The sequence below is a fragment of the Aquibium oceanicum genome (genome assembly GCF_001889605.1).
Lineage (GTDB): Bacteria > Pseudomonadota > Alphaproteobacteria > Rhizobiales > Rhizobiaceae > Aquibium > Aquibium oceanicum.
In genome coordinates this window covers 4,617,095-4,636,824 of record NZ_CP018171.1, presented here as the reverse complement: position 1 = coordinate 4,636,824, position 19,730 = coordinate 4,617,095, and the positions used below count along the sequence as shown (strand labels likewise).

At 65.9% G+C, this 19,730-nt stretch carries 18 protein-coding genes; 4 read left to right on the top strand and 14 right to left on the bottom strand.

The window, feature by feature from the left end:
• Positions 1-3: 3 nt before the first annotated feature.
• The 11 genes from BSQ44_RS22600 to puuE form a co-directional block, all read right to left on the bottom strand.
• Positions 4-1,668, bottom strand: a complete 1,665-nt coding sequence (locus BSQ44_RS22600; protein ID WP_072607321.1) for an ABC transporter ATP-binding protein — start codon at positions 1,666-1,668, stop codon at positions 4-6.
• On the bottom strand, positions 1,668-2,492 hold the full coding sequence (locus BSQ44_RS22595) for an ABC transporter permease (RefSeq protein ID WP_072607320.1): 825 nt from the start codon (positions 2,490-2,492) through the stop codon (positions 1,668-1,670). The genes BSQ44_RS22600 and BSQ44_RS22595 overlap by 1 nt, the downstream gene beginning before the upstream one ends.
• A gap of 10 nt (positions 2,493-2,502) precedes the next feature.
• Positions 2,503-3,441 carry an ABC transporter permease gene (locus tag BSQ44_RS22590; protein ID WP_072608227.1) on the bottom strand — a complete coding sequence of 313 codons (939 nt, stop codon included), beginning with the start codon at positions 3,439-3,441 and terminating at the stop codon, positions 2,503-2,505.
• A gap of 37 nt (positions 3,442-3,478) precedes the next feature.
• A complete protein-coding gene (locus tag BSQ44_RS22585) occupies positions 3,479-5,065 on the bottom strand; it encodes an ABC transporter substrate-binding protein (protein WP_072607319.1) in 1,587 nt (528 codons plus the stop codon).
• Between the two features lie 153 nt (positions 5,066-5,218).
• Entirely contained in the window at positions 5,219-7,231 is a 2,013-nt protein-coding gene (locus BSQ44_RS22580) for a CocE/NonD family hydrolase (RefSeq protein WP_072607318.1), read from the bottom strand.
• Between the two features lie 64 nt (positions 7,232-7,295).
• The gene (locus BSQ44_RS22575; protein ID WP_235633290.1) at positions 7,296-7,712 is read right to left on the bottom strand and encodes a type II toxin-antitoxin system MqsA family antitoxin; all 417 of its coding nucleotides are present in this window, start codon (positions 7,710-7,712) and stop codon (positions 7,296-7,298) included.
• A 2-nt stretch (positions 7,713-7,714) separates the two neighbouring features.
• The gene (locus tag BSQ44_RS22570; protein ID WP_072607316.1) at positions 7,715-8,020 is read right to left on the bottom strand and encodes a type II toxin-antitoxin system MqsR family toxin; all 306 of its coding nucleotides are present in this window, start codon (positions 8,018-8,020) and stop codon (positions 7,715-7,717) included.
• Between the two features lie 36 nt (positions 8,021-8,056).
• Positions 8,057-8,650 carry a nucleoside deaminase gene (locus tag BSQ44_RS22565; protein ID WP_072607315.1) on the bottom strand — a complete coding sequence of 198 codons (594 nt, stop codon included), beginning with the start codon at positions 8,648-8,650 and terminating at the stop codon, positions 8,057-8,059.
• On the bottom strand, positions 8,647-9,156 hold the full coding sequence (locus tag BSQ44_RS22560) for an ureidoglycolate lyase (protein ID WP_072607314.1): 510 nt from the start codon (positions 9,154-9,156) through the stop codon (positions 8,647-8,649). Before BSQ44_RS22560 ends, BSQ44_RS22565 begins: the two co-directional genes overlap by 4 nt.
• Entirely contained in the window at positions 9,153-9,986 is an 834-nt protein-coding gene (locus BSQ44_RS22555; protein ID WP_072607313.1) for a bifunctional allantoicase/(S)-ureidoglycine aminohydrolase, read from the bottom strand. The genes BSQ44_RS22560 and BSQ44_RS22555 overlap by 4 nt, the downstream gene beginning before the upstream one ends.
• A 12-nt stretch (positions 9,987-9,998) precedes the next feature.
• Positions 9,999-11,441: an allantoinase PuuE gene (puuE, locus tag BSQ44_RS22550; protein ID WP_235633289.1), complete on the bottom strand. Its 1,443-nt coding sequence runs from the start codon at positions 11,439-11,441 to the stop codon at positions 9,999-10,001.
• 172 nt (positions 11,442-11,613) lie between these two features.
• On the opposite strand from puuE, the gene uraH reads away from it, so the two are divergent.
• From uraH to xdhC, 4 genes are all read left to right on the top strand, one after another.
• A complete protein-coding gene (gene uraH, locus BSQ44_RS22545) occupies positions 11,614-11,970 on the top strand; it encodes a hydroxyisourate hydrolase (RefSeq protein WP_072607311.1) in 357 nt (118 codons plus the stop codon).
• Between the two features lie 187 nt (positions 11,971-12,157).
• Entirely contained in the window at positions 12,158-13,633 is a 1,476-nt protein-coding gene (xdhA, locus tag BSQ44_RS22540) for a xanthine dehydrogenase small subunit (RefSeq protein WP_072607310.1), read from the top strand.
• Positions 13,633-15,978, top strand: a complete 2,346-nt coding sequence (gene xdhB, locus BSQ44_RS22535; protein WP_072607309.1) for a xanthine dehydrogenase molybdopterin binding subunit — start codon at positions 13,633-13,635, stop codon at positions 15,976-15,978. Before xdhA ends, xdhB begins: the two co-directional genes overlap by 1 nt.
• A 337-nt stretch (positions 15,979-16,315) precedes the next feature.
• A complete protein-coding gene (gene xdhC, locus BSQ44_RS22530; RefSeq protein ID WP_072607308.1) occupies positions 16,316-17,245 on the top strand; it encodes a xanthine dehydrogenase accessory protein XdhC in 930 nt (309 codons plus the stop codon).
• A 24-nt stretch (positions 17,246-17,269) separates the two neighbouring features.
• Here xdhC and BSQ44_RS22525 read toward each other — a convergent pair whose 3' ends face one another.
• The 3 genes from BSQ44_RS22525 to BSQ44_RS22515 form a co-directional block, all read right to left on the bottom strand.
• The gene (locus BSQ44_RS22525) at positions 17,270-18,271 is read right to left on the bottom strand and encodes an Acg family FMN-binding oxidoreductase (RefSeq protein WP_235633288.1); all 1,002 of its coding nucleotides are present in this window, start codon (positions 18,269-18,271) and stop codon (positions 17,270-17,272) included.
• A gap of 104 nt (positions 18,272-18,375) precedes the next feature.
• Positions 18,376-18,726 (bottom strand): hypothetical protein, encoded by a 351-nt coding sequence (locus BSQ44_RS22520; protein WP_072607306.1) that lies wholly within the window; start codon positions 18,724-18,726, stop codon positions 18,376-18,378.
• A gap of 1 nt (position 18,727) precedes the next feature.
• Positions 18,728-19,642, bottom strand: coding sequence for a LysR family transcriptional regulator (locus BSQ44_RS22515; protein ID WP_072607305.1), 915 nt, complete (start codon positions 19,640-19,642; stop codon positions 18,728-18,730).
• Positions 19,643-19,730: the final 88 nt, after the last annotated feature.

The following is a 19,730-nucleotide window of genomic DNA, read 5'->3' as shown; positions in this document are numbered from 1 at the left end:
GGCTCAGTTCCCCGCCGCCTCCATCCTGCGCCCGGAGATCGCCTTCTCCAGCCAGCCCAGTTCCATCTCGGGAACCGAGGAGAGCAGCAGGTCGGTGTAGTCGTCGAAGGGCGGCTCCAGCACCTGGCTCTTGGGGCCGTAGCGGACCACCGCGCCGCGGTACATGACGGCGATGGAATCGGCGATCGACTTCACGGTGGCGAGGTCATGGGTGATGAAGAGATAGGCGACGTTCTCGACCGACTGAAGGTTGAGCAGGAGCTTCAGGATGCCGTTGGCGACCAGCGGATCGAGCGCCGAGGTGACCTCGTCGCAGATGATGAGCTTGGGCTTGGCGGCCAGCGCGCGGGCGATACAGACACGCTGCTTCTGGCCGCCCGAAAGCTCCGCCGGATAGCGGTCGAGGAAGCCCTTGCCCATCTCGATCTCCTCGAGGAGCTCGGCCACGCGCTGGTCGCGTTCCTTTCCGCGCAGGCCGAAATAGAACTCCAGCGGCCGGCCGATGATGGTGCCCACCGTCTGGCGCGGGTTCATCGCCACGTCGGCCATCTGGTAGATCATCTGGAGTTCGCGCAAATCGTCCTTTGTCCGGTCGGCGAGCCTTCCGGGAAGCGTGCGGCCGTCGAAGTTGATCGATCCCTCGCGCGGGGGAAGCAGACCCGTGATGGCGCGGGCCAGCGTCGACTTGCCGGAACCGGATTCGCCCACGACGGCGAGCGTCTGGCCGGGGTAGATGTCGACCGAAACGTTCTTCAGGACGTCGACCGAGCCGCCGCCATAGGCTGCCGTCACGTTCTTCACGGAAAGGAACGGGGCTTCGCCCGGCACCTTTTCCTGGTGCTCGATGTGATGCACGGAAACGAGCTGGTTGGTGTATTCCTGGCGCGGCTCCTTGATGATCTGCCGCGTGCCGCCCCATTCGACCAGCTTGCCGTGGCGCAGCACCATGATCTCGTCCGAGACCTGGGCGACGACGGCGAGGTCGTGGGTGATGTAGAGCGCGGCCACACCGGTGTCGCGGATCGCATCCTTGATGGCGGCGAGCACGTCGATCTGGGTGGTGACGTCGAGCGCCGTCGTGGGCTCGTCGAAGACGATCAGGTCCGGCTCCGAGCAGAGCGCCATCGCCGTCATGACGCGCTGCAACTGCCCGCCGGAAACCTGGTGCGGATAGCGGTCGCCGATGGTTTCGGGATTGGGCAGGCTGAGCTTGCGGAACAGGTTGACGGCGCGCTTCTCGGCCTCGGCGCGGCTGGCGACGCCGTGCAGCAGCGTCGCCTCGACCACCTGGTCCATCAGCTTGTGCGCGGGGTTGAAGGCGGCCGCCGCCGATTGAGCGACATAGCAGACCTCCTTGCCGCGCAGCCTGCGCAGGCCGCCCAGGCCGCCCTTCAGGATGTCGCGGCCGTTTATGATGACCTCGCCGCCGGTGATGCGCACGCCGCCGCGGCCGTAGCCCATGGCGGACAGACCGATCGTGGACTTGCCGGCACCCGATTCGCCGATGAGCCCCAGCACCTTGCCCTTCTGGAGCGTCAGCGAGACGCCGTCGACGATGGTGACGTTGCGCGGGTCCTCGCCAGGCGGATAGACGGTTGCCTCGATCTTCAGGTTGCGGATGTCGAGCAGGGGTCCGCCTTCCGTCCTCGATGCCTTAACCCGGGCCATCAGCCGCGCCCTCCCTTCAGGCTGGTTGTGCGGTTGAGAATCCAGTCGGCGACCAGATTGACCGAGATGGCGAGCGCGGCGATCGCGGCGGCGGGGATCAGCGCGGCGGAGATGCCGAAGACGATGCCCTCCTTGTTCTCCTTGACCATACCGCCCCAGTCCGCCGCAGGCGGCTGGACGCCGAGGCCGAGGAAGGAGAGCGCGGACAGGAAGAGCACGGCATAGATGAAGCGCAGGCCGAGTTCGGAGATGAGCGGCGACAGCGCGTTGGGCAGGATTTCGCGGAAGATGATCCAGCCCATGCCCTCGCCGCGCAGCTTGGCCGCTTCCACGAAGTCCATGACGTTGATGTCGACAGCGACCGCCCGTGAGAGGCGGTAGACGCGGGTGGAATCGAGGATGCCCATGACCAGGATCAGCGTAACCACGGTCGAGGGAAGGACCGAGAGCACCACGAGGCCGAAGATCAGGGTGGGGATCGACATCAGGAGGTCGACGAAGCGCGACATGATTGTGTCGAACCAGCCGCCGACGACCGCCGCCGTGAAACCCAGGATCGCACCCATGCTGAAGGAGAGCGCGGTAGCCAGCACCGCGATGAAGATGGTGATGCGCGCGCCATAGATCATGCGCGACAGCAGGTCACGTCCGAGGTTGTCGGTGCCCAGCCAGTGCTGGGCGTTCATCGGTTCCCAGACGCCCCCCACGATCTGACCGCCGCCATAAGGCGCAAGCAGCGGCGCGAAGATCGCGGTGAAGAGGAAGAGCGCGGTGATGACGAGGCCGAGCAGCGCTCCGGCCGGAATGTGTCTCAAGTCCAGCATCTGCCCGCCCCTATTTCGGATGCCTGAGTCGCGGGTTGGCCAGGATGGCCGCGATGTCCGCGATGATGTTGAGGCTGATGTAGACAGCAGCGAAGATCAGGCCGACGGCCTGCACGACCGGAACGTCGCGCTTGGCGACGTGGTCCACCAGGTACTGGCCCATGCCGGGATAGACGAAGATGACCTCGACCACGACGACGCCGACGACGAGGAAGGCGAGATTGAGCATCACCACGTTGACGATCGGTGCGATCGCGTTCGGGAAGGCGTGCTTGCGGATGATGTCGAAGGCCGAGAGGCCCTTGAGTTCGGCGGTCTCGATATAGGCGGACTGCATCACGTTCAGGATCGCGGCGCGGGTCATGCGCATCATGTGCGCCAGCACGACGAGCGTCAGCACGGTTGCCGGCAGCACGATCGCCTGCAGCTTCTGCAGGAAGGGCATTCCGTCGTAGACGGTGGAGATGGACGGGAACCACTGCAGCTTCACGGCGACGAAGAAGATCAGCAGGTAGCCGACGAAGAATTCGGGCAGCGACGTCGATGCCAGTGCGAAGCCGGAGATCGCCTTGTCGATGGGGCCGTTGCGGTAGCGCACAGCGAGGAGGCCGAGGACGATCGCCAGCGGCACGGAAACGATTGCCGCCCAGAACGCCAGGAACAGGGTGTTCCACAGCCGCGGCAGCAGGGTTGTCGCTATGTCCTGGCGCGTGGTGAGCGCGGTCCCCAGGTCGCCGGTGACCACTCCGCCCAGCCAGACGAAATAGCGTACGATTGCGGGCTGGTTGAGCCCGAGTTCCTCGCGAAGGTTCGCGAGGGATTCCGGCGTCGCCGACTGGCCGAGAATCGACTGTGCGACGTCGCCTGGAAGGATCTGCGTGCCGGCGAAGATGAGCGCCGACACCGCAAACAGCAGGATGACGCCCAGCGCGATGCGCTGGGCGATCATCTTCAGGATCGGAGAGCCCCCCACGCCCCCGGCCCGCCTAGGCCGCGAGCCAGCATTCGGCCAGCGCGTAGCCGTCCATCATCTCGCCCGCCGGATGCGGGTCGTACCCGGCCGCCTTGGCGCCGGACGCATCGATGAAGTCGTTGAACATCGGCAGGATCAGGCCGCCTTCGTCGCGGACGAGCATGCCCATGTCGGCATACATCTGCTTGCGCTTGGCCTCGTCGAGCTCGCTGCGCGCGGCGAGCAGCATCTGGTCGAACTTCTCGTTGAAGAAGCGCGTGTCGTTCCAGTCGGCCTTGGAATAGTAGGCGGTGGTGTACATCTGGTCCTGCGTGGAACGTCCGCCCCAGTAGGAGGTGGAGAAGGGCTGCTTGTTCCAGACTTCCGACCAGTAGCCATCGCCCGGCTCGCGCTTGACGTCGATGGTGATGCCGGCAGCAGCGCAGGACTGCTGGTAGAGCTGCGCGGCGTCGACGGCACCGGAGAAGGCGACGTCGGAGGTGCGCAGCAGCACCGGGCCATCGTGTCCGGACTTCTTGAAGTGGAACTTCGCCTTGTCCGGATCGTAGGTGCGCTGCTCGAGTTCGGTGAACAGCGGATAGGCCTTGTTGATGGGGAAGTCGTTGCCGATCGAGCCGTAGCCGAACAGGATCTTGTCCAGCATCTCCTCGCGGTTCATGGCGTATTTCAGCGCCAGGCGAAGGTCGTTGTTGTCGAACGGCGCGGTGTTGCAATGCATGATGAAGACGTAGTGGCCGCGACCCGAGACGTTCTGAATCGTGACACCGGGAACGCGCTTGATCAGTTCGACGATCTTCGGCTCGACGCGGTTGATCATGTGCACCTGGCCGCCCTGAAGGGCCGAGGTGCGCGCGGTCGCGTCGTTGATGACGATGATCTCGACCTGATCGGCATGGCCCATATCGTCGCCACCCCAGTAGTTGGCGAACTTCTCGCCGCCCTGGCGCACGCCCGGCTCGTTGACGGTGACCTTGTATGGACCGCAGGAGATGCCCGCCGTCGGATCGTCCTTGCCGCCGTTCGGCTGGATGATCAGGTGATAGTCGGCCATCAGGTAGGGGAAGTCCGCGTCGGCGCTGCCGAGCGTGACGATCACCTCGTTGCCGCTGGCCTTGACGCCAGTGATGTTCTTCAGGATTCCGAGCGCCCCCGACTTCGAGTTCTCGTCCGCATGGCGCTCGATCGTTGCCGCCACGTCGTCCGCGGTGACCGTCTTGCCATTGTGGAACTCGACGCCCTCCTTGATCTTCATGGTCCAGGTCATGGCGTCGTCGGAAGCGCCGATTTCCTCGGCGAGCCTGTTCTGGAGGGAACCGTCGCGGTTGAGGCGGACCAGATAGTCACCCCAGCACTTGCCGAAGGAGAACGGCACCTGGCTCAGGAAGGACGCCGGATCGAGGCTGTTCGTCGCCTCGCCGCCCTGCAACCCCGCCTTCAGGGTGCCGCCCTTGACCGGCTCTTGGCCGAAGGCGGCGCTGGCCAAAAGGGAATTCGCGAAGGGAGCGGCCACGCCCAACGCGGCAGCCCGGCCGAGAAAATCGCGCCGGCTCAGCCTGCCGAGCGCGACGTTGCGGCTCAGAAATTCGAGTTCTTTCGACATGGAATGCTCCTCACTGTGATTATGTTGCCCCTGGGCCATTGGAAGGCCTCTTCGTGACAGGAATATTGGCGCCAAGGATGGCCGGTCTACAAGACCGAAAGCGACATTCCCTGGCGTAAATTGTATGGCGCATTTGGACCAAGGGTGGCGCGATCAGATATGATCACGGCTGATTTCATTAACGAATTCTCGTGTGAATACAAGCTTCTCCCCCTCGAAAGCGTCGATTCGTCCTGTCAGGAAGAATGTCACGGCATCGCTGCGCATGCTGGTGACAGTTTCGGTGCGCACCTGCCATTCGCCGCGCGACAGGGTCTCGGTCCAGTGGGTCTCTCCCCTGGCGCTCAGGGGATCGGCGGGGTCGATCGACCATTTTTCACGTGCGATGCTACCGCATGCCAGCCCGTGCTCCAGATCGCGGACTTCGCCGAAGTCGTCCTCGATCTCCAGCGTCACGAGCCCGGTGGCCGGATCGCGCCCGGCCTGACGTCGGTTGGAGGCCGGGCGGATGGTCTCGGTGCGCCACGGCTCCGCGCCTTCCGGTTCCTCGAAGGTCCATTCGTCCCCGGCGCCGCCCGACGGTCTCACCGGCAGATCCAGCGAACCCTCTTGCAGCGTGAGCGTCACCTCTTCCGGCGATGGCCAGACCATCGGCCAGTAGGTCGACGAGACCGCGACCCGCAGGCGGTGGCCGGGCTTGATCGAATAGGCGACATCGTCGAGGCGGACGGAGATCTCCATGGTCTCGCCCGGCACGACGGGGTCCGGGAATTCGCGCGAGTTGCGGTGGCACAGGTTGAAGACGCCGTAGGTGATGCGGGTGGAAGCGCCGTCGGGTTGCACGTCGCAGAGCCGCACCGCGACCATGGCCGTCGGGCGGTTCGCCGACAGTTTCAGCCGCACGACCGGACCGCCCACGATGTCGAGCGCCTCGTCCAGCGGCGCGCCATCGAAGCCGCAGGATTTGTCGTCGTCCACCCGCTGGTCGCCCGGCAGTTCGGGACCGAGCCAGATGGCGCAGTATTCGCCGCCCGCCATGCCGCAGTCCTGCGGGGAGCGGATTTCGCAATCGACCGGACCTTGCGCGCCGGCCGCCAGAGTTCCGTTCTGGCCGAGCCCGAAGGTGCGGCTCTCGATGCCGGGCGCCGGCCAGTCCGTTTCGGCGATCCAGCGGCCCGGCCGCTCCTCGTACCAGTCGCGCGGCGGGGCGGAATCCATCAGGTAGAGCCGCATCGCCGGATCGTTCTCGACGCCGGTGTCTACGCCTTTCAGCCAGCGGTCCCACCAGCGCAGCGCTTCCTGGAGGAAGCCGATGGCGGGTTTCGGCACGGCGAAATGGGGATACTTGTGGATCCACGGACCGACGATGCCCTTGGCGGGGGCTTCGCTGATGCCGGCGACGAGGCGCGCGACGGCATTCTTGTAGGCGTCGCCCCAGCCCCCGACGGTGAGCGTCGCTGCCTTGATCCGCGAAAAATCTTCGCAGACCGAGCCGCGCTTCCAGTAGGCGTCGCGGGTCTGGTGCGACAGCCAGACCGCCGGGAGGAAGGGCTCGTTCTCCAGCCGATCGAGCCACATGTCGCGCCAGCTGTCGCCGACGAGCGCCGGGTCCGGCGGGCGCGAGGAGTAGGACAGCATGGTGGCGCCCCAGCCCTGGTTCTCGTTGAGCAGCAGCCCGCCCTTGTAGTGGATGTCGTCGGCATAGCGGTCGTCGGTGGAGCAGATCGTGACGATGGCCTTGAGCGCGTCCGGCTGCTTCGCGGCCACCTGGAGGGCGTTGAAGCCGCCCCAGGAGATGCCCATCATGCCGACATTGCCATTGCACCAGGGTTGGCGCGCGGCCCAGGCGATGACATCGCAGGCGTCCTGCAACTCCTGCTCGGAATATTCGTCCTCCATCAGTCCTTCGGAATCGCCGTTGCCGCGCATGTCGACGCGCAGGCAGGCGTAGCCGTGGCCGGCGAAGTACGGATGGGTGAGATTGTCGCGAGCGATGGTGCCGTCGCGCTTGCGGTAGGGCAGATGCTCCAGGATCGCGGGCACCGGGTTCTCCGCCGCGTCCTCCGGAATCCAGGCGCGCACCGAAAGACGGCAGCCGTCGGGCATGACGATGCCGAGGTCGGGATGCTCGATGACTTTACGGGGGAAGGTGGTGACGGTTTTCATAGTGGCCAAGGGACACCCGAGCGGTCACGGAAGCAAGACCGGTATGCGACGTCGCCACTTCGCTTTAACGCAATTCCTCAAGCAGATCCGGGTGTCGGTCGAGGAGTGCCATCAGTTGTACTGTCGGCCCGCTGGGCTGAATAAGTCCGCGTTCATACTTGTCGAAAGCATTCTCGCCCACCTTGAAAACGCGGCCGGCATCGCGCTGGGAAAGCCTCAGTTTCTGCCTGATGCGCCTTATGGTGTCCGGGGTGGGAACGCCGTCCACCCGCTCCTTCAGGAGACGCAACGCCTCGTCCGCGGCCTTCATATCGTCGCCAACAAGCACGCCGTCGCCATCCGACTCGCCGTAGTAGCCAGGCAGATCGACCACGATCGTCTCGCCCTTGTAGGTCACCGGAAAGGGCCGCGTTCCGCGCCGAAGCGTTTCGCCCGTTTCCGGCGAGACCATGTGATCCGGCATGTCGGATGACGTCCGCATCGTCATTTCTCCTTGAATGACATCACCGTAAAAGTGGTGACCGTGTTGGCCTGGAATTTGATGTAGAGGACCAGATCATCCACCGGCACGTGATACACGTCCTGCCAGACCCGATGGTCGGCGTAAGTCGTCATGGACTTCACGAACATGCTCTCTTTGATCGAACCGATGACATCGACGATGGCCGCACGATCAAAACCCAGCAAAGTGGCGTCGCGAAACGCGGACAGCGTCATCGCGAGCGTCTCGGGAGAGCCAAGCGCTGCCCGGATGTCCGCGAGACGGTAGCTCGGTTTCCGCTTCTCCATCCTATGCCACCATTATGGTGTCAAATTCATCAAGCGTCAATTCAGCGGGATGTCGTTTTCCGCCTTGCTCTCTTGGTAGACGGCGGAGAGGTCGTCGTAGCTTTTCGAGACCGCCGCGATGCGGGCCTGAAGGCGCGTGCGATCCGGCTCGGCGAGGGCTTCGACCTCGCGGCGGATGGAATGGCTCTTCCAGTAGGCGTTGTCGGCGTTGTAGCCGCCGGGGTCGAGGGTGAAGACCTCCTTCAGGATCTTCAGGTCGTGCGGGATGGCGAAAGAGTCGCGCGAATCCTCGTGACTGAAGAGATAGTAGAAGTTGTCGAAGCCGGTCCAGGTGATGGCCGAGAGGCAGAGCGAGCAGGGCTCGTGCGTGGCGACGAAAACGCAGTCCTTTGTGTCGGGACGGCTATTCTTCGGCATTTCGTAGAAGCGTTTCAGCGCGTGCACCTCGCCGTGCCAGAGCGGGTTTTCCATCTCGTTGTTGGTTTCGGCGAGCACCAGCGACAGGTCGGACTTCTTCAGGATCGCGGCACCGAAGAGCTTGTTGCCTTTTTGAACGCCGGCCGCGGTCATCGGCAGGATGTCGCGCTTGATGACGTCGAGCAGCCGGTCGATCAGCGATGCGTCGGTCATGCGCGGGTCCCTTCCGAAAGGTGGATCGTCCATGGCTCCGAAAAACGATGTTCTTCGAGATTGTTGCCGTCGCCGCCGCGGTCGACGACCAGGAAATCCTGAGGTTGGCCGATCGGCGTCAGGACCGCGTGCCAGGTGTTGCGGCTGTAGTTCACGCCCTGGCCGGGTCGGGTGAGGAATGCGCGCGGCATCTCCGGTCCGTCCGGCCCGTCGGAGCAGACGACGACGAGGAACGGGGCGGGCGAGAGCGGCACGAAGGCCTGGCTGCCGAGCGGATGGCGCTCGACGAGGGTGAGTTCGAGCGGGAAGGGATAGGGCTTGCCCTTGAAGATCGAGACCAGCACGCGGGCGCCGGGGCCGGCGGTCTCGACCTTCGCCAGGTCGTGGTAGCGCTCGCACATGCCACCGTTGATGGTGAAGTGCTCGGCGCCGTCGGTGTCGATGACGTCGCCGAAGGGAGCGAAGGCCTCGCGGGTGAGGGGGGTGGCGAGGATGGTGCGGGTCACCGCCCGAACCCGCCGAGCTTTGTGTGGCGGTTGACGTCCTTGTAGAGCAGGTAGCGGAACTTTCCGGGGCCGCCAGCATAGCAGGCCTGCGGGCAAAAGGCGCGCAGCCACATGAAGTCGCCGGCCTCGACCTCGACCCAGTCCCGGTTCAGCTTGTAGACGGCCTTGCCTTCCAGCACGTAGAGGCCGTGCTCCATCACGTGCGTCTCCTCGAAGGGAATCAAACCGCCCGGCTCGAGGGTGACGATGTTCAGGTGCATGTCGTAGCGGATGTCGTCGGGGTCGAGGAAGCGCGTCGTCGCCCAGCGGCCCGCGGTGCCCGGCATGGAGAGCGGTACGATGTCCTGCTCGTTGCCGAAAACGGGCTCTGGCACGTCTATACCTTCGACGCGGTCATAGAGTTTCCGGATCCAGTGGAATGCGGCGTGGCGGCTGCCTTCATTGGCGAGCGTCCATTCGCTTCCGGGCGGCAGCCAGGCAAAGCCGCCGGGCTGGAGCCGGTGGCGCTCGCCGCCGACCGTTACGACGATCTCGCCTTCCATCACGAACAGCGCGGCCTGAGCGCCCGCCTCCGGCTCCGGCCTTTCGCTGCCGCCGCCCGGCGCGACTTCCATGATGTATTGCGAGAAGGTCTCGGAGAAGCCGGACAGGGGCCGCGCGATGATCCAGGCGCGGGTTTCGTTCCAGAACGGCAGCGCGCTGGTGACGATGTCGCGCATCACCCCCTTGGGAATGACGGCATAAGCCTCGGTGAAGATGGCGCGGCCCGTGTGCAGTTCGCTCTGCGCGGGGTGACCGCCATGTGTGACGACGTATTGCGGCCCGGCCATGATTGTAAATCCTCAGGCCGGCAGGATGTCGCGCAGCCGCAGCAGCGCTATGCGTTCGACCTGCCGGCAGGCGGTGGCGAACTCCTCGGCGCGGTCGTTGTCGATGCGTGTCTCGAAGGCGGCAAGGATGTCGCCCTTGGTCAGGCCTTTCACGGCGATGATGAAGGGGAAGCCGAATTTTTCTGTGTAGGCCTCGTTCAGTTCGCTGAAGCGGGTCCGCTCGGCATCGGTCAGCGCGTCGAGCCCGGCGGAGGCCTGCTCGGCGGAGGATTCGGCCGTCAGTCGCTTTGCCGCGGCGAGCTTGCCGGCGAGGTCGGGATGCGCCTTGAGGACGCCGAGACGCTCGTCCTCGCTGGCGGAGCGGAAGATGCGGGCAAGCGCGTTGTGAAGCCCGCCAGCCGAATCGTGCGCCGGCCCGAGTTCAAGTTCGAAGGCGCGTTCGGCGATCCACGGCGAATGTTCGAAGATGGAGCCGAACCTCTCCACGAAGGCCGCGCGGTCCATGCGCGAGGGGCGCAGGGCGGGGGGCGCGTAGGGATGATGCTCGATCCAGTGGTCGGCGATGTCGATGCGGCGGGCGATCCAGACCTTCTCGTGGCCCTGGACGTAGTCGATGAAGCGCTTCAGCGCCGCCGCGCGGCCGGGGCGGCCGATGAGCCGGCAATGCAGGCCGACGTTCATCATGCCGGCGCGTCCACTTTTGCCTTCAGCATAGAGCGTGTCGAAGGCGTCCTTCAGATAGGTGAAGAACTGGTCGCCTTCGGTGAAGCCCGCCTGGATGGCAAAGCGCATGTCGTTGGCGTCGAGCGTGTAGGGGATGACGAGTTGCGGCTTGATCGCGTTGCCGTGGCCGTCATGGTCCAGCCAGTAGGGCAGGTCGTCGTCATAGGTGTCGGAGATGTAGGCGAAGCCGCCTTCCTCGCAGGCGAGGCGGACGGAGTTGACGGAAGTGCGGCCGAGATAGAGACCGGTGGGGCGCTCGCCGACGACCTCGGCATGCAGCCGGATCGCTTCCTCGAGGTCGGCGCGCTCGGTTTCGGCGTCATGGTCGCGGTAGTCGATCCAGCGCAGGCCGTGGGAGGCGATCTCCCAGCCTGCCTCGGCCATGGCCGCCACCTGGTCGGGCGAGCGGGCGAGCGCGGAGGCGACGCCGTAGACGGTGACCGGCACGCCGGCCTGGGTGAACATGCGGTGCAGCCGCCAGAAGCCGGCGCGGGCGCCGTATTCGTAGATGGACTCCATGTTCCAGTGGCGCTTGCCCGGCCATGGCTGCGCACCGGTGATCTCCGACAGGAAGGCCTCAGAGGCGGCGTCGCCGTGGAGCACGTTGTTTTCGCCGCCCTCCTCGTAGTTCACCACGAACTGGATGCAGACATGCGCGCCGCCCGGCCATTTCGGATCGGGCGGGTTGGCGCCGTAGCCGCGCATGTCGCGGGGATAACGAGGTGGGTTCATGCTTCACTCCCGCCGGCTTCGCGCCAGCGTTCTTTCAACACTAGCAAAGGCGATCCGCGATTTTCCCGCAGAAAAATTTGAAAGTCTTTTCGCAGTGCACAGTCCGGCTTATGCTTATCCGATCGGGCCTTTTCATGCACTATCGATCGGGCAAGCGGAGAGACAGCCAGCCATGACGGGCGGAAGACTGACCACGCACGTTCTCGACACGGCCAGCGGCAAGCCGGCGGCGGGGCTTTCCATCTCCCTCTATCGCGTGAGCGGCAATTCGCACAGCAAGCTCAAGACGGTCCAGACCAATGCCGACGGCCGCTGCGACGCGCCGCTGCTTCAGGGCGAGGAATTCCGGACCGGGACCTACGAACTCGTCTTCTTCGCCGGCGAATATCTGCGGCGCAGCGGGGTGGCGCTTCTGGAGCCGGCCTTCCTCGACGAGATTCCGATCCGCTTCGGCATGGCGGAGGAGACGCACTACCACGTGCCGCTGCTCTTATCGCCGTTCGGCTATTCGACCTACAGGGGGAGTTAGACTTGGAACACAGCTTCACCACCGGACTCCCAACCCCTCTCCTCGAGGGGGAGGGGAGGGCTGCCTCCTCGCCGCTAAGCCGGCTTGGTGGCGGTGGTGCGGAAACGGTTGCGGTGGTATCCCCCTCCCCCTCGAGGGGAGGGGCTAGGGGTGGGGGTCGCTCGTCGTCACATTGGGGGCATGGCTCATGAATTTGGCCACGGATACAGGGAAAATCCGCTTCCTCCTCAACGGCGCAGAGATCGCGCTGTCCGACGTCCGTCCCGACGAGACGCTCCTGGACTATCTCAGGCTGCGCCGTTCGCTGAAGGGCACGAAGGAGGGCTGCGCGGAAGGGGATTGCGGGGCCTGCACGGTGCTCGTCGGGCGGCCGACGCCGGAGGGACTGGTCTACGAGGGGGTGAACGCCTGCATCCGGTTCCTGGCCTCGGTGCATGGCTGCCACGTCGTGACCGTCGAGCACCTGAAGGGCACGGACGGCGCGCTGCATCCCGTGCAGCAGGCGATGGTGGATTTCCACGGCTCGCAATGCGGGTTCTGCACGCCGGGATTCGTGATGTCGCTCTACGCACTGTGGATGCGCACGCCGGAGCCCTCGGTCGGCGCGATCGAGAAGGCGCTGCAAGGCAATCTCTGCCGCTGCACGGGCTACGAGGCGATCGTCAAGGCGGCGCTGGCCGTCTCGAGCTACGGCATGGCGGAAAACGATCCGCTGGCGGGCGAGCGTGAGGCGGTCTCGGCAAAGCTTGCCGAAATTCGGCGAGGCGGGCGCGTCGAGATCGGCACGGGTAACGAGCGGTTCGTCATTCCCGCGAACGTCGACGACCTCGCGGCGGTGCTGGCCGCCGAGCCGAAGGCGACGATCGTCGCGGGTTCGACCGACGTCGGACTGTGGGTGACGAAGTTCATGCGAGACATCGCGCCGGTGGTCTTCATCGCGCATCTCGACGAACTCAGTACCGTGACCGAGACGGACGGCACGATCACGATCGGCGCGTGCGTCAGTTACACCGACGCCTTCGCCGCGCTCTCCTCGCGTATTCCGGCGCTCGGAAGGCTGATCGACCGGATCGGTGGCGACCAGGTGCGCAACATGGGCACGATCGGCGGAAACGTCGCCAACGGCTCGCCGATCGGCGACATGCCGCCGCCGCTAATTGCGCTGGGGGCGAGCCTCACTCTGCGCAAGGGGTCGGAGCGGCGTACCATTCCGCTCGAAGACTTCTTCATCGCCTACGGCAAGCAGGACCGGCAGGCCGGCGAGTTCGTGGAGGCCGTGCACGTGCCGCTGCCGGCCGAAGACGCCTTCTTCGCCGCCTACAAGGTGACCAAGCGGCGCGACGAGGACATCACGGCGGCGCTCGGCGCGTTCAATGTCGTGGTCGAAAACGGCACGGTGCGGTCGGCCCGCATTGCCTATGGCGGCATGGCGGCGACGCCGAAGCGGGCTTTAGCCGTCGAGGCCGCGCTGGTCGGCAAGGCCTGGACGCTGGAGACCATAGAGGCCGCGATGGAGGCATATTCGACCGACTTCGCACCCATTTCGGACATGCGGGCTTCGGCCGAGTACAGGTTGCTGGCGGCGAGGAACCTGCTCAAGCGGTTCTTCCTCGAAACGACCGGGGCGGCGCATGTCACGGTCAGCCGGGAAAGGGCGGCGTGATGAACACACACGCCACGCCATCCCCCAAGGCCAAGGCAATCGTCGGCGGCGTCGCCACCGACCAACGTCACGATTCCGCGCACAAGCACGTCACCGGGCAGGCGGTCTACATCGACGACATGCCCGAGCCTGCGGGGCTGTTGCATGGCTGCCTCGGCCTTTCGACCTGCGCACACGGCACCATCCGCTCGGTCGACCTTTCGGCGGTTCATGCCGCGCCGGGCGTGGTGGAGGTGCTGACCGCGGCCGACATGCCCGCCTCCAACGACATCTCGCCGACGCACCGTCACGACGAGCCGGTGCTGGCCGAGGACAAGGTCGAATTCTACGGCCAAGCTATCTTCGCGGTGATCGCCGAGACGCGCGAGCAGGCGCGCCGGGCGTGCCGGCTGGCGAAGATCGACTATGACGAGGAGCCGTTCGTCACCGACGTGTGGGACATCGACCGGAAGAACGGCAAGCTGGTGACGCCGCCGCTGACCTTGAAGCGCGGCGACGCGGCGGCCGCGATCGAGGCGGCGCCACGGCGTCTCAAGGGAACGATGCGCATCGGCGGGCAGGACCATTTCTACCTGGAAGGCCACATCGCCATGGCCGTCCCGGGCGAGGACATGGACGTGACGGTCTATTCCTCGACCCAGCATCCGAGCGAGATCCAGCACATGGTGAGCCACGTGCTCGGCGTGCCCTCCCACGCCGTCACCGTCGAGGTGCGGCGCATGGGCGGCGGTTTCGGCGGCAAGGAAACGCAGGGCAACCAGTTCGCCGCGATCGCGGCGGTGGCGGCAAAGCGGCTCGGGCGGGCGGTAAAGATCCGCCCCGACCGCGACGACGACATGACGGCAACCGGCAAGCGGCACGACTTCGTGGTCGACTACGAAGTCGGCTTCGACGACGACGGCAACATTCTCGGCGTCGACTATCTCTACGCGGCGCGCTGCGGTTATTCCTCCGACCTGTCGGGGCCGGTGACGGACCGGGCGCTGTTCCACTGCGACAACGCCTACTTCTATCCGGCCGTGCATGCACAGTCGGCGCCGCTCTACACCAACACGGTGTCCAACACCGCGTTTCGCGGTTTCGGCGGGCCGCAGGGCATGGTCGGGTGCGAGCGGGTGATCGAGGAGATCGCGTTCGCGCTGGGCAAGGACCCGCTCGAGATCCGCAAGCGGAACTTCTACGGCACGAGCGACCGAAACGTGACGCCCTACCACCAGACGGTGGAGGACAACATCGTGCGCGAGATCGTCTCGGAGCTGGAACTCAGCGCCGACTACGGGCCGCGGCGCGACGAGATCAGCCACTTCAACGCGCGCTCGCAATACGTGAAGCGGGGACTTGCGCTGACGCCGGTGAAGTTCGGCATCTCCTTCACCGCGAGCCACTTCAACCAGGCCGGCGCGCTGGTGCACGTCTATGCCGACGGGTCCGTCCACCTGAACCATGGCGGCACCGAGATGGGGCAGGGGCTCTACGTCAAGATCTCACAGGTCGTGGCCGAGGAGTTCCAGATCGACATCGGCCAGGTGAAGATCACGGCGACCACGACGGGAAAGGTGCCCAACACCTCGGCGACGGCGGCCTCCTCGGGCACCGACCTGAACGGCATGGCGGCGCAGGCGGCGGCGCGCACGATCAGGCAGCGTCTGATCGATTTCGCGGCCGAGCGCTACCAGGTGCCGACCGAGCAGATCGAATTCCTGCCGAACCGGGTGCGGGTCGGAAACCAGGAGATCGCCTTCGGCGACCTGACACAGCAGGCCTACATGGCGCGCGTGCAACTGTCGGCCACCGGCTTCTACAAGACGCCGAAGGTGCGCTGGGACCGCGACAAGGGCGAGGGGCATCCATTCTACTACTTCGCCTACGGCGCCGCCTGCGCGGAGGTGTCGATCGACACGCTGACCGGCGAATACATGGTCGAGCGGGTCGACATCCTGCACGAGACGGGGCGCTCCCTGAACCGGGCGATCGACCTCGGCCAGATCGAGGGCGGCTTCATCCAGGGCATGGGCTGGCTGACGACCGAAGAGCTGGTGTGGGACGACAAGGGCCGGCTGAGGACCCACGCGCCTTCGACCTACAAGATCCCGCTCGCTTCGGACCGACCCAAGATCTTCAACGTGACGCTGGCCGACTGGCCGGAGAACACGGAGCCGACGATCCACCGCTCCAAGGCCGTGGGCGAGCCGCCCTTCATGCTGGCCATGTCGGTGCTGCACGCGCTGTCGGATGCGGTGGCGAGCGTTGCGGACCATCGCATCTGCCCGCGCCTCGACGCGCCGGCGACGCCGGAAAGGGTGCTGATGGCGGTGGAGCGGTTGCGGAAGGAGGCGGCGAAGTAGCGCTGCGGCTTCCGGGCGACTAGGTTCCGGCTATGACCGTTCCTCACTCGATCCCGTTTTGGCCTGCGAAGCTGCCCGATGTGTTTCGGGCGTTCGTGCCATTGTCCGGTATGCCTGATGGAGTCTCGCAGGAGTGTTGGGGGCCGGGCCTTGCGACCGGAACTCCCCTCCCCCTTGAGGGGAGGGGTGGGGGGTGGGGGTCTGCCCGAAGGGCCCGAAGGATCTTCGTATCCCTGTTTTTCTTGCGCTGCGCGCAGACCCCCACCCCAACCCTCCCCTCAAGGGGGAGGGGGTCGCGTCCGCCTGCGCGAGGCCTTCCCGGAGGAGACATCACCTGATGCCGGCTTCCTCGCCAAACCTCCGTGCCTTCCTTGACGCGAACCCGCTCGTCGCCCGGGTCGAAGTGACCGATGCGAAGGGATCGACGCCGCGCGAGGCGGGCACGTGGATGCTCGTGGCTCCCGCTGCGATCTTCGGAACGGTCGGTGGGGGGCAGCTCGAATTCATGGCGATCGACAAGGCGCGGGAGATGCTGGCGCCGGAATCGCCGCCTGCCTCCGCTCCCTCTCCGGAAGAGAACAAGGATCGACGCAGCGGAGCAGGGCCGGCAGCGCCCCTCATCCGCCCCTTCGGGGCACCTACTCCCCGTGAACGGGGAGAAGGGGGGGCTGGCGCCCTGCTCGACATTCCGCTCGGCCCGGAAATCGGCCAGTGCTGCGGCGGGCGCGTGGGGCTGGCGATCTCCGTCGTGGACGACGGGGTCCGGGCAGTGCTGATGGCCGAGACGGAAGCTGAGGATGCACGGCTGCCCGCCGTCTACGTCTTCGGCGGCGGGCATGTTGGGCATGCGCTCGCGCAGACGCTGGCGCTGCTGCCGGTGCGGGCGACAATCGTTGAGACGCGCGCGGACGCCATCCTGGATTTCCCCCTCGACATCGAGACGCGGCTGACGGCGGTGCCGGAAGAGATCGTGCGCGAGGCGCCGGCCGGCTCGGCCTTCGTGGTGCTCACGCACGACCATGCGCTCGATTTCCTCATCGTCGCCGAGGCGTTGCGGCGAACCGACACCGCCTATGTCGGGATGATCGGCTCGGCGACCAAGAAGGCGACATTCAAGAGCTGGTACCTGAAGAACGCCGGCGGCAGCGAAGACGCATTCGCGCGTCTGGTCTGCCCGATCGGGGGCGACGCCGTGCGCGACAAGCGGCCGGCGGTGATCGCGGCACTCGCGGCGGCGGAGATCCTGGCGGCGCTGGCGACGGCCTGAAAACTCCGCTGGCGCCGCGAATAGTCAGACCAGAATGTCCCTCACGTCGCGGCGCAGGGACATCGGCAATGGTGGAGCGTAGCCGAAGCGGACGATGAAGTCCGGCCGCTCCTCAGCGCCCAGACCAAGCCAACTTGCAAACTCGGAGCGGCTCGCTGGGACCTCCACGGGCTGGTTGACGAAGGCGTGGGCGATGCCGAGAGCGGTGGCTTTCAGGGCAAAGCGCTGGAAGCTCCGGCCCGCCTCGATCCAGTGGGCGCGGTCGTCCCTGGCGGAGATGAAGACGGCGATGCCGGAGGACGAGCGGATCTGCGCCGCATATCGGTCGTTCTCGGCGCTCGTGGTAAAGGCGAAGGGAAAGACCAGCGGGACCAGCCAGCCGGGCAGTGTCGGGTTGCCCGAGCAGGCGGAGAACAGGCCGTCGCGGGCGGCGAGCGCCTGGGCCTCGTTGAAACGCAGCCAGTGCTTCAGTTCGCTCATGAAGGCGTCGTCGTCCATCTGCGCCGTGTTCGCCGAAAGGACGTACTCCAGGACGTTTTCGATCCGAGGCTTTTCCAGCAGGAAGACGAGGCGGATTCCGTCTCCCGCCGCGGCCTGCTCGAGCAGGGCGAGGTCGGATCCCGTCACCGCCCGGCCGGAATAGTCCGAGCGGGTGCACTGCCGCTTCGGGATCGCGGCGAAGAGATCCGTTGCCTCGGGCCGGCCGGCGTCAAAGGCAATCGCGACCGCACCGTCAGCCCGCGCTTCGACTGCGCCGTGCAACCCGCACGCCCGGGCCGCGATGAGAAGATTCTCGGCGGCGCAGCCGAGGCTCGCATGGAGGTGGTGGTCGTCGGGATCGACTGCCGGCGTGCGCCGGGCCAGGTCGGGCAGGATCGCGACCTTGTTCGCGGAGAGGTCGAACCGCCAGGGCTGCGTGTTGTGGCTGTTGGCTGCGAGTGTTGCAAATCGAACGCATTCCATCAGATCCGCATCGGCGGCGAGCGGTTCGCGGATTTCCTCGGTGAGGGCTGTATAGCTTGCCATGGTGGAACTGCCTCCGCATCCGGCGACCGGCAAGGCAGCACTCGCGGCGGCACCTTTCAGCACTGAGCGTCGTGTCGGCATCGGGTCACTCCAATGCCGAGAACCTACGCGGGTGGGGCGGTTCCGTCGTTGCGCTGGGTCAACCCGGATGTCTCGGCCGGCACGGTTCGATCGAGGACGGCCGCGAAGTCCGGCTCGCCGCGCCTCTGCCTGGCGAAGGCCACCGCGACGGAGACCAGGAAGCATAGCGCGAAGGCCGGCACGGCGGAGGCAAGCGCGATCGCGCCGGCGCCGGACCCGCAGCCGGAAGCATCCGGCGAGCCACAGCGCGGATCGAAGGCATAGGCGAGGCCGAGCACGAGGAGAAACAGAACGGCGGGGACCAGGACGAAACCGGTGAGGCCGTAAAGCGCCGACTTCAGGAGAAGCCAGCCGACGCCGGTCCGCTTCGCCATGTCAGCGGCCCGCCAGGATGTCGCGGATCATGCGCTGGCAGCGGTCGGCCATGAAGTCGAGCAGCAGCCGCACCTTGGTGTCCTGGTACTGCCGGTGCGGGTAGACGGCGGCGAGTTGCACCGGCTGCGGCGGAACATCGGGCAGGATCACCTTCAGTCGCAGGTCGCGGATGAAGGGTTCGACCTCGAAACGCGGCTTGAGGACGATGCCGTGGCCGGCGATGGCCCAGCCGGTCAACACGTCGCCGTCGTCGGAATCGTAGGGGCCGCGCACGTCGAGCTTACGCGGGCCGGAGGGAGTCTGGAGCGTCCAGAAGTGTTCGCGCGCACCGGGATAGCGCAGCATCAGGCAGTCGTGCTTCAGCAGGTCCTCGGGCGTTTCCGGCTCCCCGTGTTCCTCCAGATAGCGCGGAGCGGCGACCAGCACGCGCTCGCAATCCATGACGCCGCGCATCCTGAGACTGGAATCCTCGAGCAGGCCGAGACGGAAGGCAACGTCGATGCCTTCCTTCATGATGTCGACCTCGTGGTCGGAGAGCCTGAGCCGCACCTCGATGTCGGGATAGCGGGCTCGGAATTCGGGAATGCCCGAGGCGATCATTCTCCGCCCGAGCCCGAGCGGGGCGGTGACGCGGATGGTGCCGCGCGGCTGGCCCGACAGGGCGCTGACCGCGGCTTCCGCATCGGCCACCGCCTCCAGCACCTTGCGGGCGCCGTCGTAGAAGACGCGGCCCTGCTCGGTCGGCATCAGCTGCCGCGTCGTGCGGTTGAAGAGCCGGACGCCCAGATGCTTTTCCAGCTCCTTGATGCGGTTCGACGCAACGGCCGGCGAAATGCGCATGTCGCGACCGGCCGCGGAGAGGTTTCCCAGTTCCACCACGCGTACGAAAACGGCGACGTTGTCGAGGTAGGCCATCCTGTCGGCAATCCGGTTCGGGGCGCGCGTGACTCCGTGCGTTTGCGCCAGCCTATATTGTCTAGATTTTTTTGAAAGTGTCGGGACC

What these genes read in the sequence shown, in the direction of transcription:
- BSQ44_RS22525 (WP_235633288.1), bottom strand. Translation starts at nt 18,271, where the DNA reads ATGGCAAGCTATACAGCCCTCACCGAGGAAATCCGCGAACCGCTCGCC.
- BSQ44_RS22600 (WP_072607321.1), bottom strand. Translation starts at nt 1,668, where the DNA reads ATGGCCCGGGTTAAGGCATCGAGGACGGAAGGCGGACCCCTGCTCGAC.
- BSQ44_RS22580 (WP_072607318.1), bottom strand. Translation starts at nt 7,231, where the DNA reads ATGAAAACCGTCACCACCTTCCCCCGTAAAGTCATCGAGCATCCCGAC.
- xdhA (WP_072607310.1), top strand. Translation starts at nt 12,158, where the DNA reads ATGAATTTGGCCACGGATACAGGGAAAATCCGCTTCCTCCTCAACGGC.
- BSQ44_RS22595 (WP_072607320.1), bottom strand. Translation starts at nt 2,492, where the DNA reads ATGCTGGACTTGAGACACATTCCGGCCGGAGCGCTGCTCGGCCTCGTC.
- uraH (WP_072607311.1), top strand. Translation starts at nt 11,614, where the DNA reads ATGACGGGCGGAAGACTGACCACGCACGTTCTCGACACGGCCAGCGGC.
- BSQ44_RS22575 (WP_235633290.1), bottom strand. Translation starts at nt 7,712, where the DNA reads ATGCGGACGTCATCCGACATGCCGGATCACATGGTCTCGCCGGAAACG.
- BSQ44_RS22565 (WP_072607315.1), bottom strand. Translation starts at nt 8,650, where the DNA reads ATGACCGACGCATCGCTGATCGACCGGCTGCTCGACGTCATCAAGCGC.
- puuE (WP_235633289.1), bottom strand. Translation starts at nt 11,441, where the DNA reads ATGAACCCACCTCGTTATCCCCGCGACATGCGCGGCTACGGCGCCAAC.
- BSQ44_RS22585 (WP_072607319.1), bottom strand. Translation starts at nt 5,065, where the DNA reads ATGTCGAAAGAACTCGAATTTCTGAGCCGCAACGTCGCGCTCGGCAGG.
- xdhB (WP_072607309.1), top strand. Translation starts at nt 13,633, where the DNA reads ATGAACACACACGCCACGCCATCCCCCAAGGCCAAGGCAATCGTCGGC.
- BSQ44_RS22515 (WP_072607305.1), bottom strand. Translation starts at nt 19,642, where the DNA reads ATGGCCTACCTCGACAACGTCGCCGTTTTCGTACGCGTGGTGGAACTG.
- BSQ44_RS22570 (WP_072607316.1), bottom strand. Translation starts at nt 8,020, where the DNA reads ATGGAGAAGCGGAAACCGAGCTACCGTCTCGCGGACATCCGGGCAGCG.
- BSQ44_RS22520 (WP_072607306.1), bottom strand. Translation starts at nt 18,726, where the DNA reads ATGGCGAAGCGGACCGGCGTCGGCTGGCTTCTCCTGAAGTCGGCGCTT.
- BSQ44_RS22590 (WP_072608227.1), bottom strand. Translation starts at nt 3,441, where the DNA reads ATGATCGCCCAGCGCATCGCGCTGGGCGTCATCCTGCTGTTTGCGGTG.
- xdhC (WP_072607308.1), top strand. Translation starts at nt 16,316, where the DNA reads ATGCCGGCTTCCTCGCCAAACCTCCGTGCCTTCCTTGACGCGAACCCG.
- BSQ44_RS22555 (WP_072607313.1), bottom strand. Translation starts at nt 9,986, where the DNA reads ATGGCCGGGCCGCAATACGTCGTCACACATGGCGGTCACCCCGCGCAG.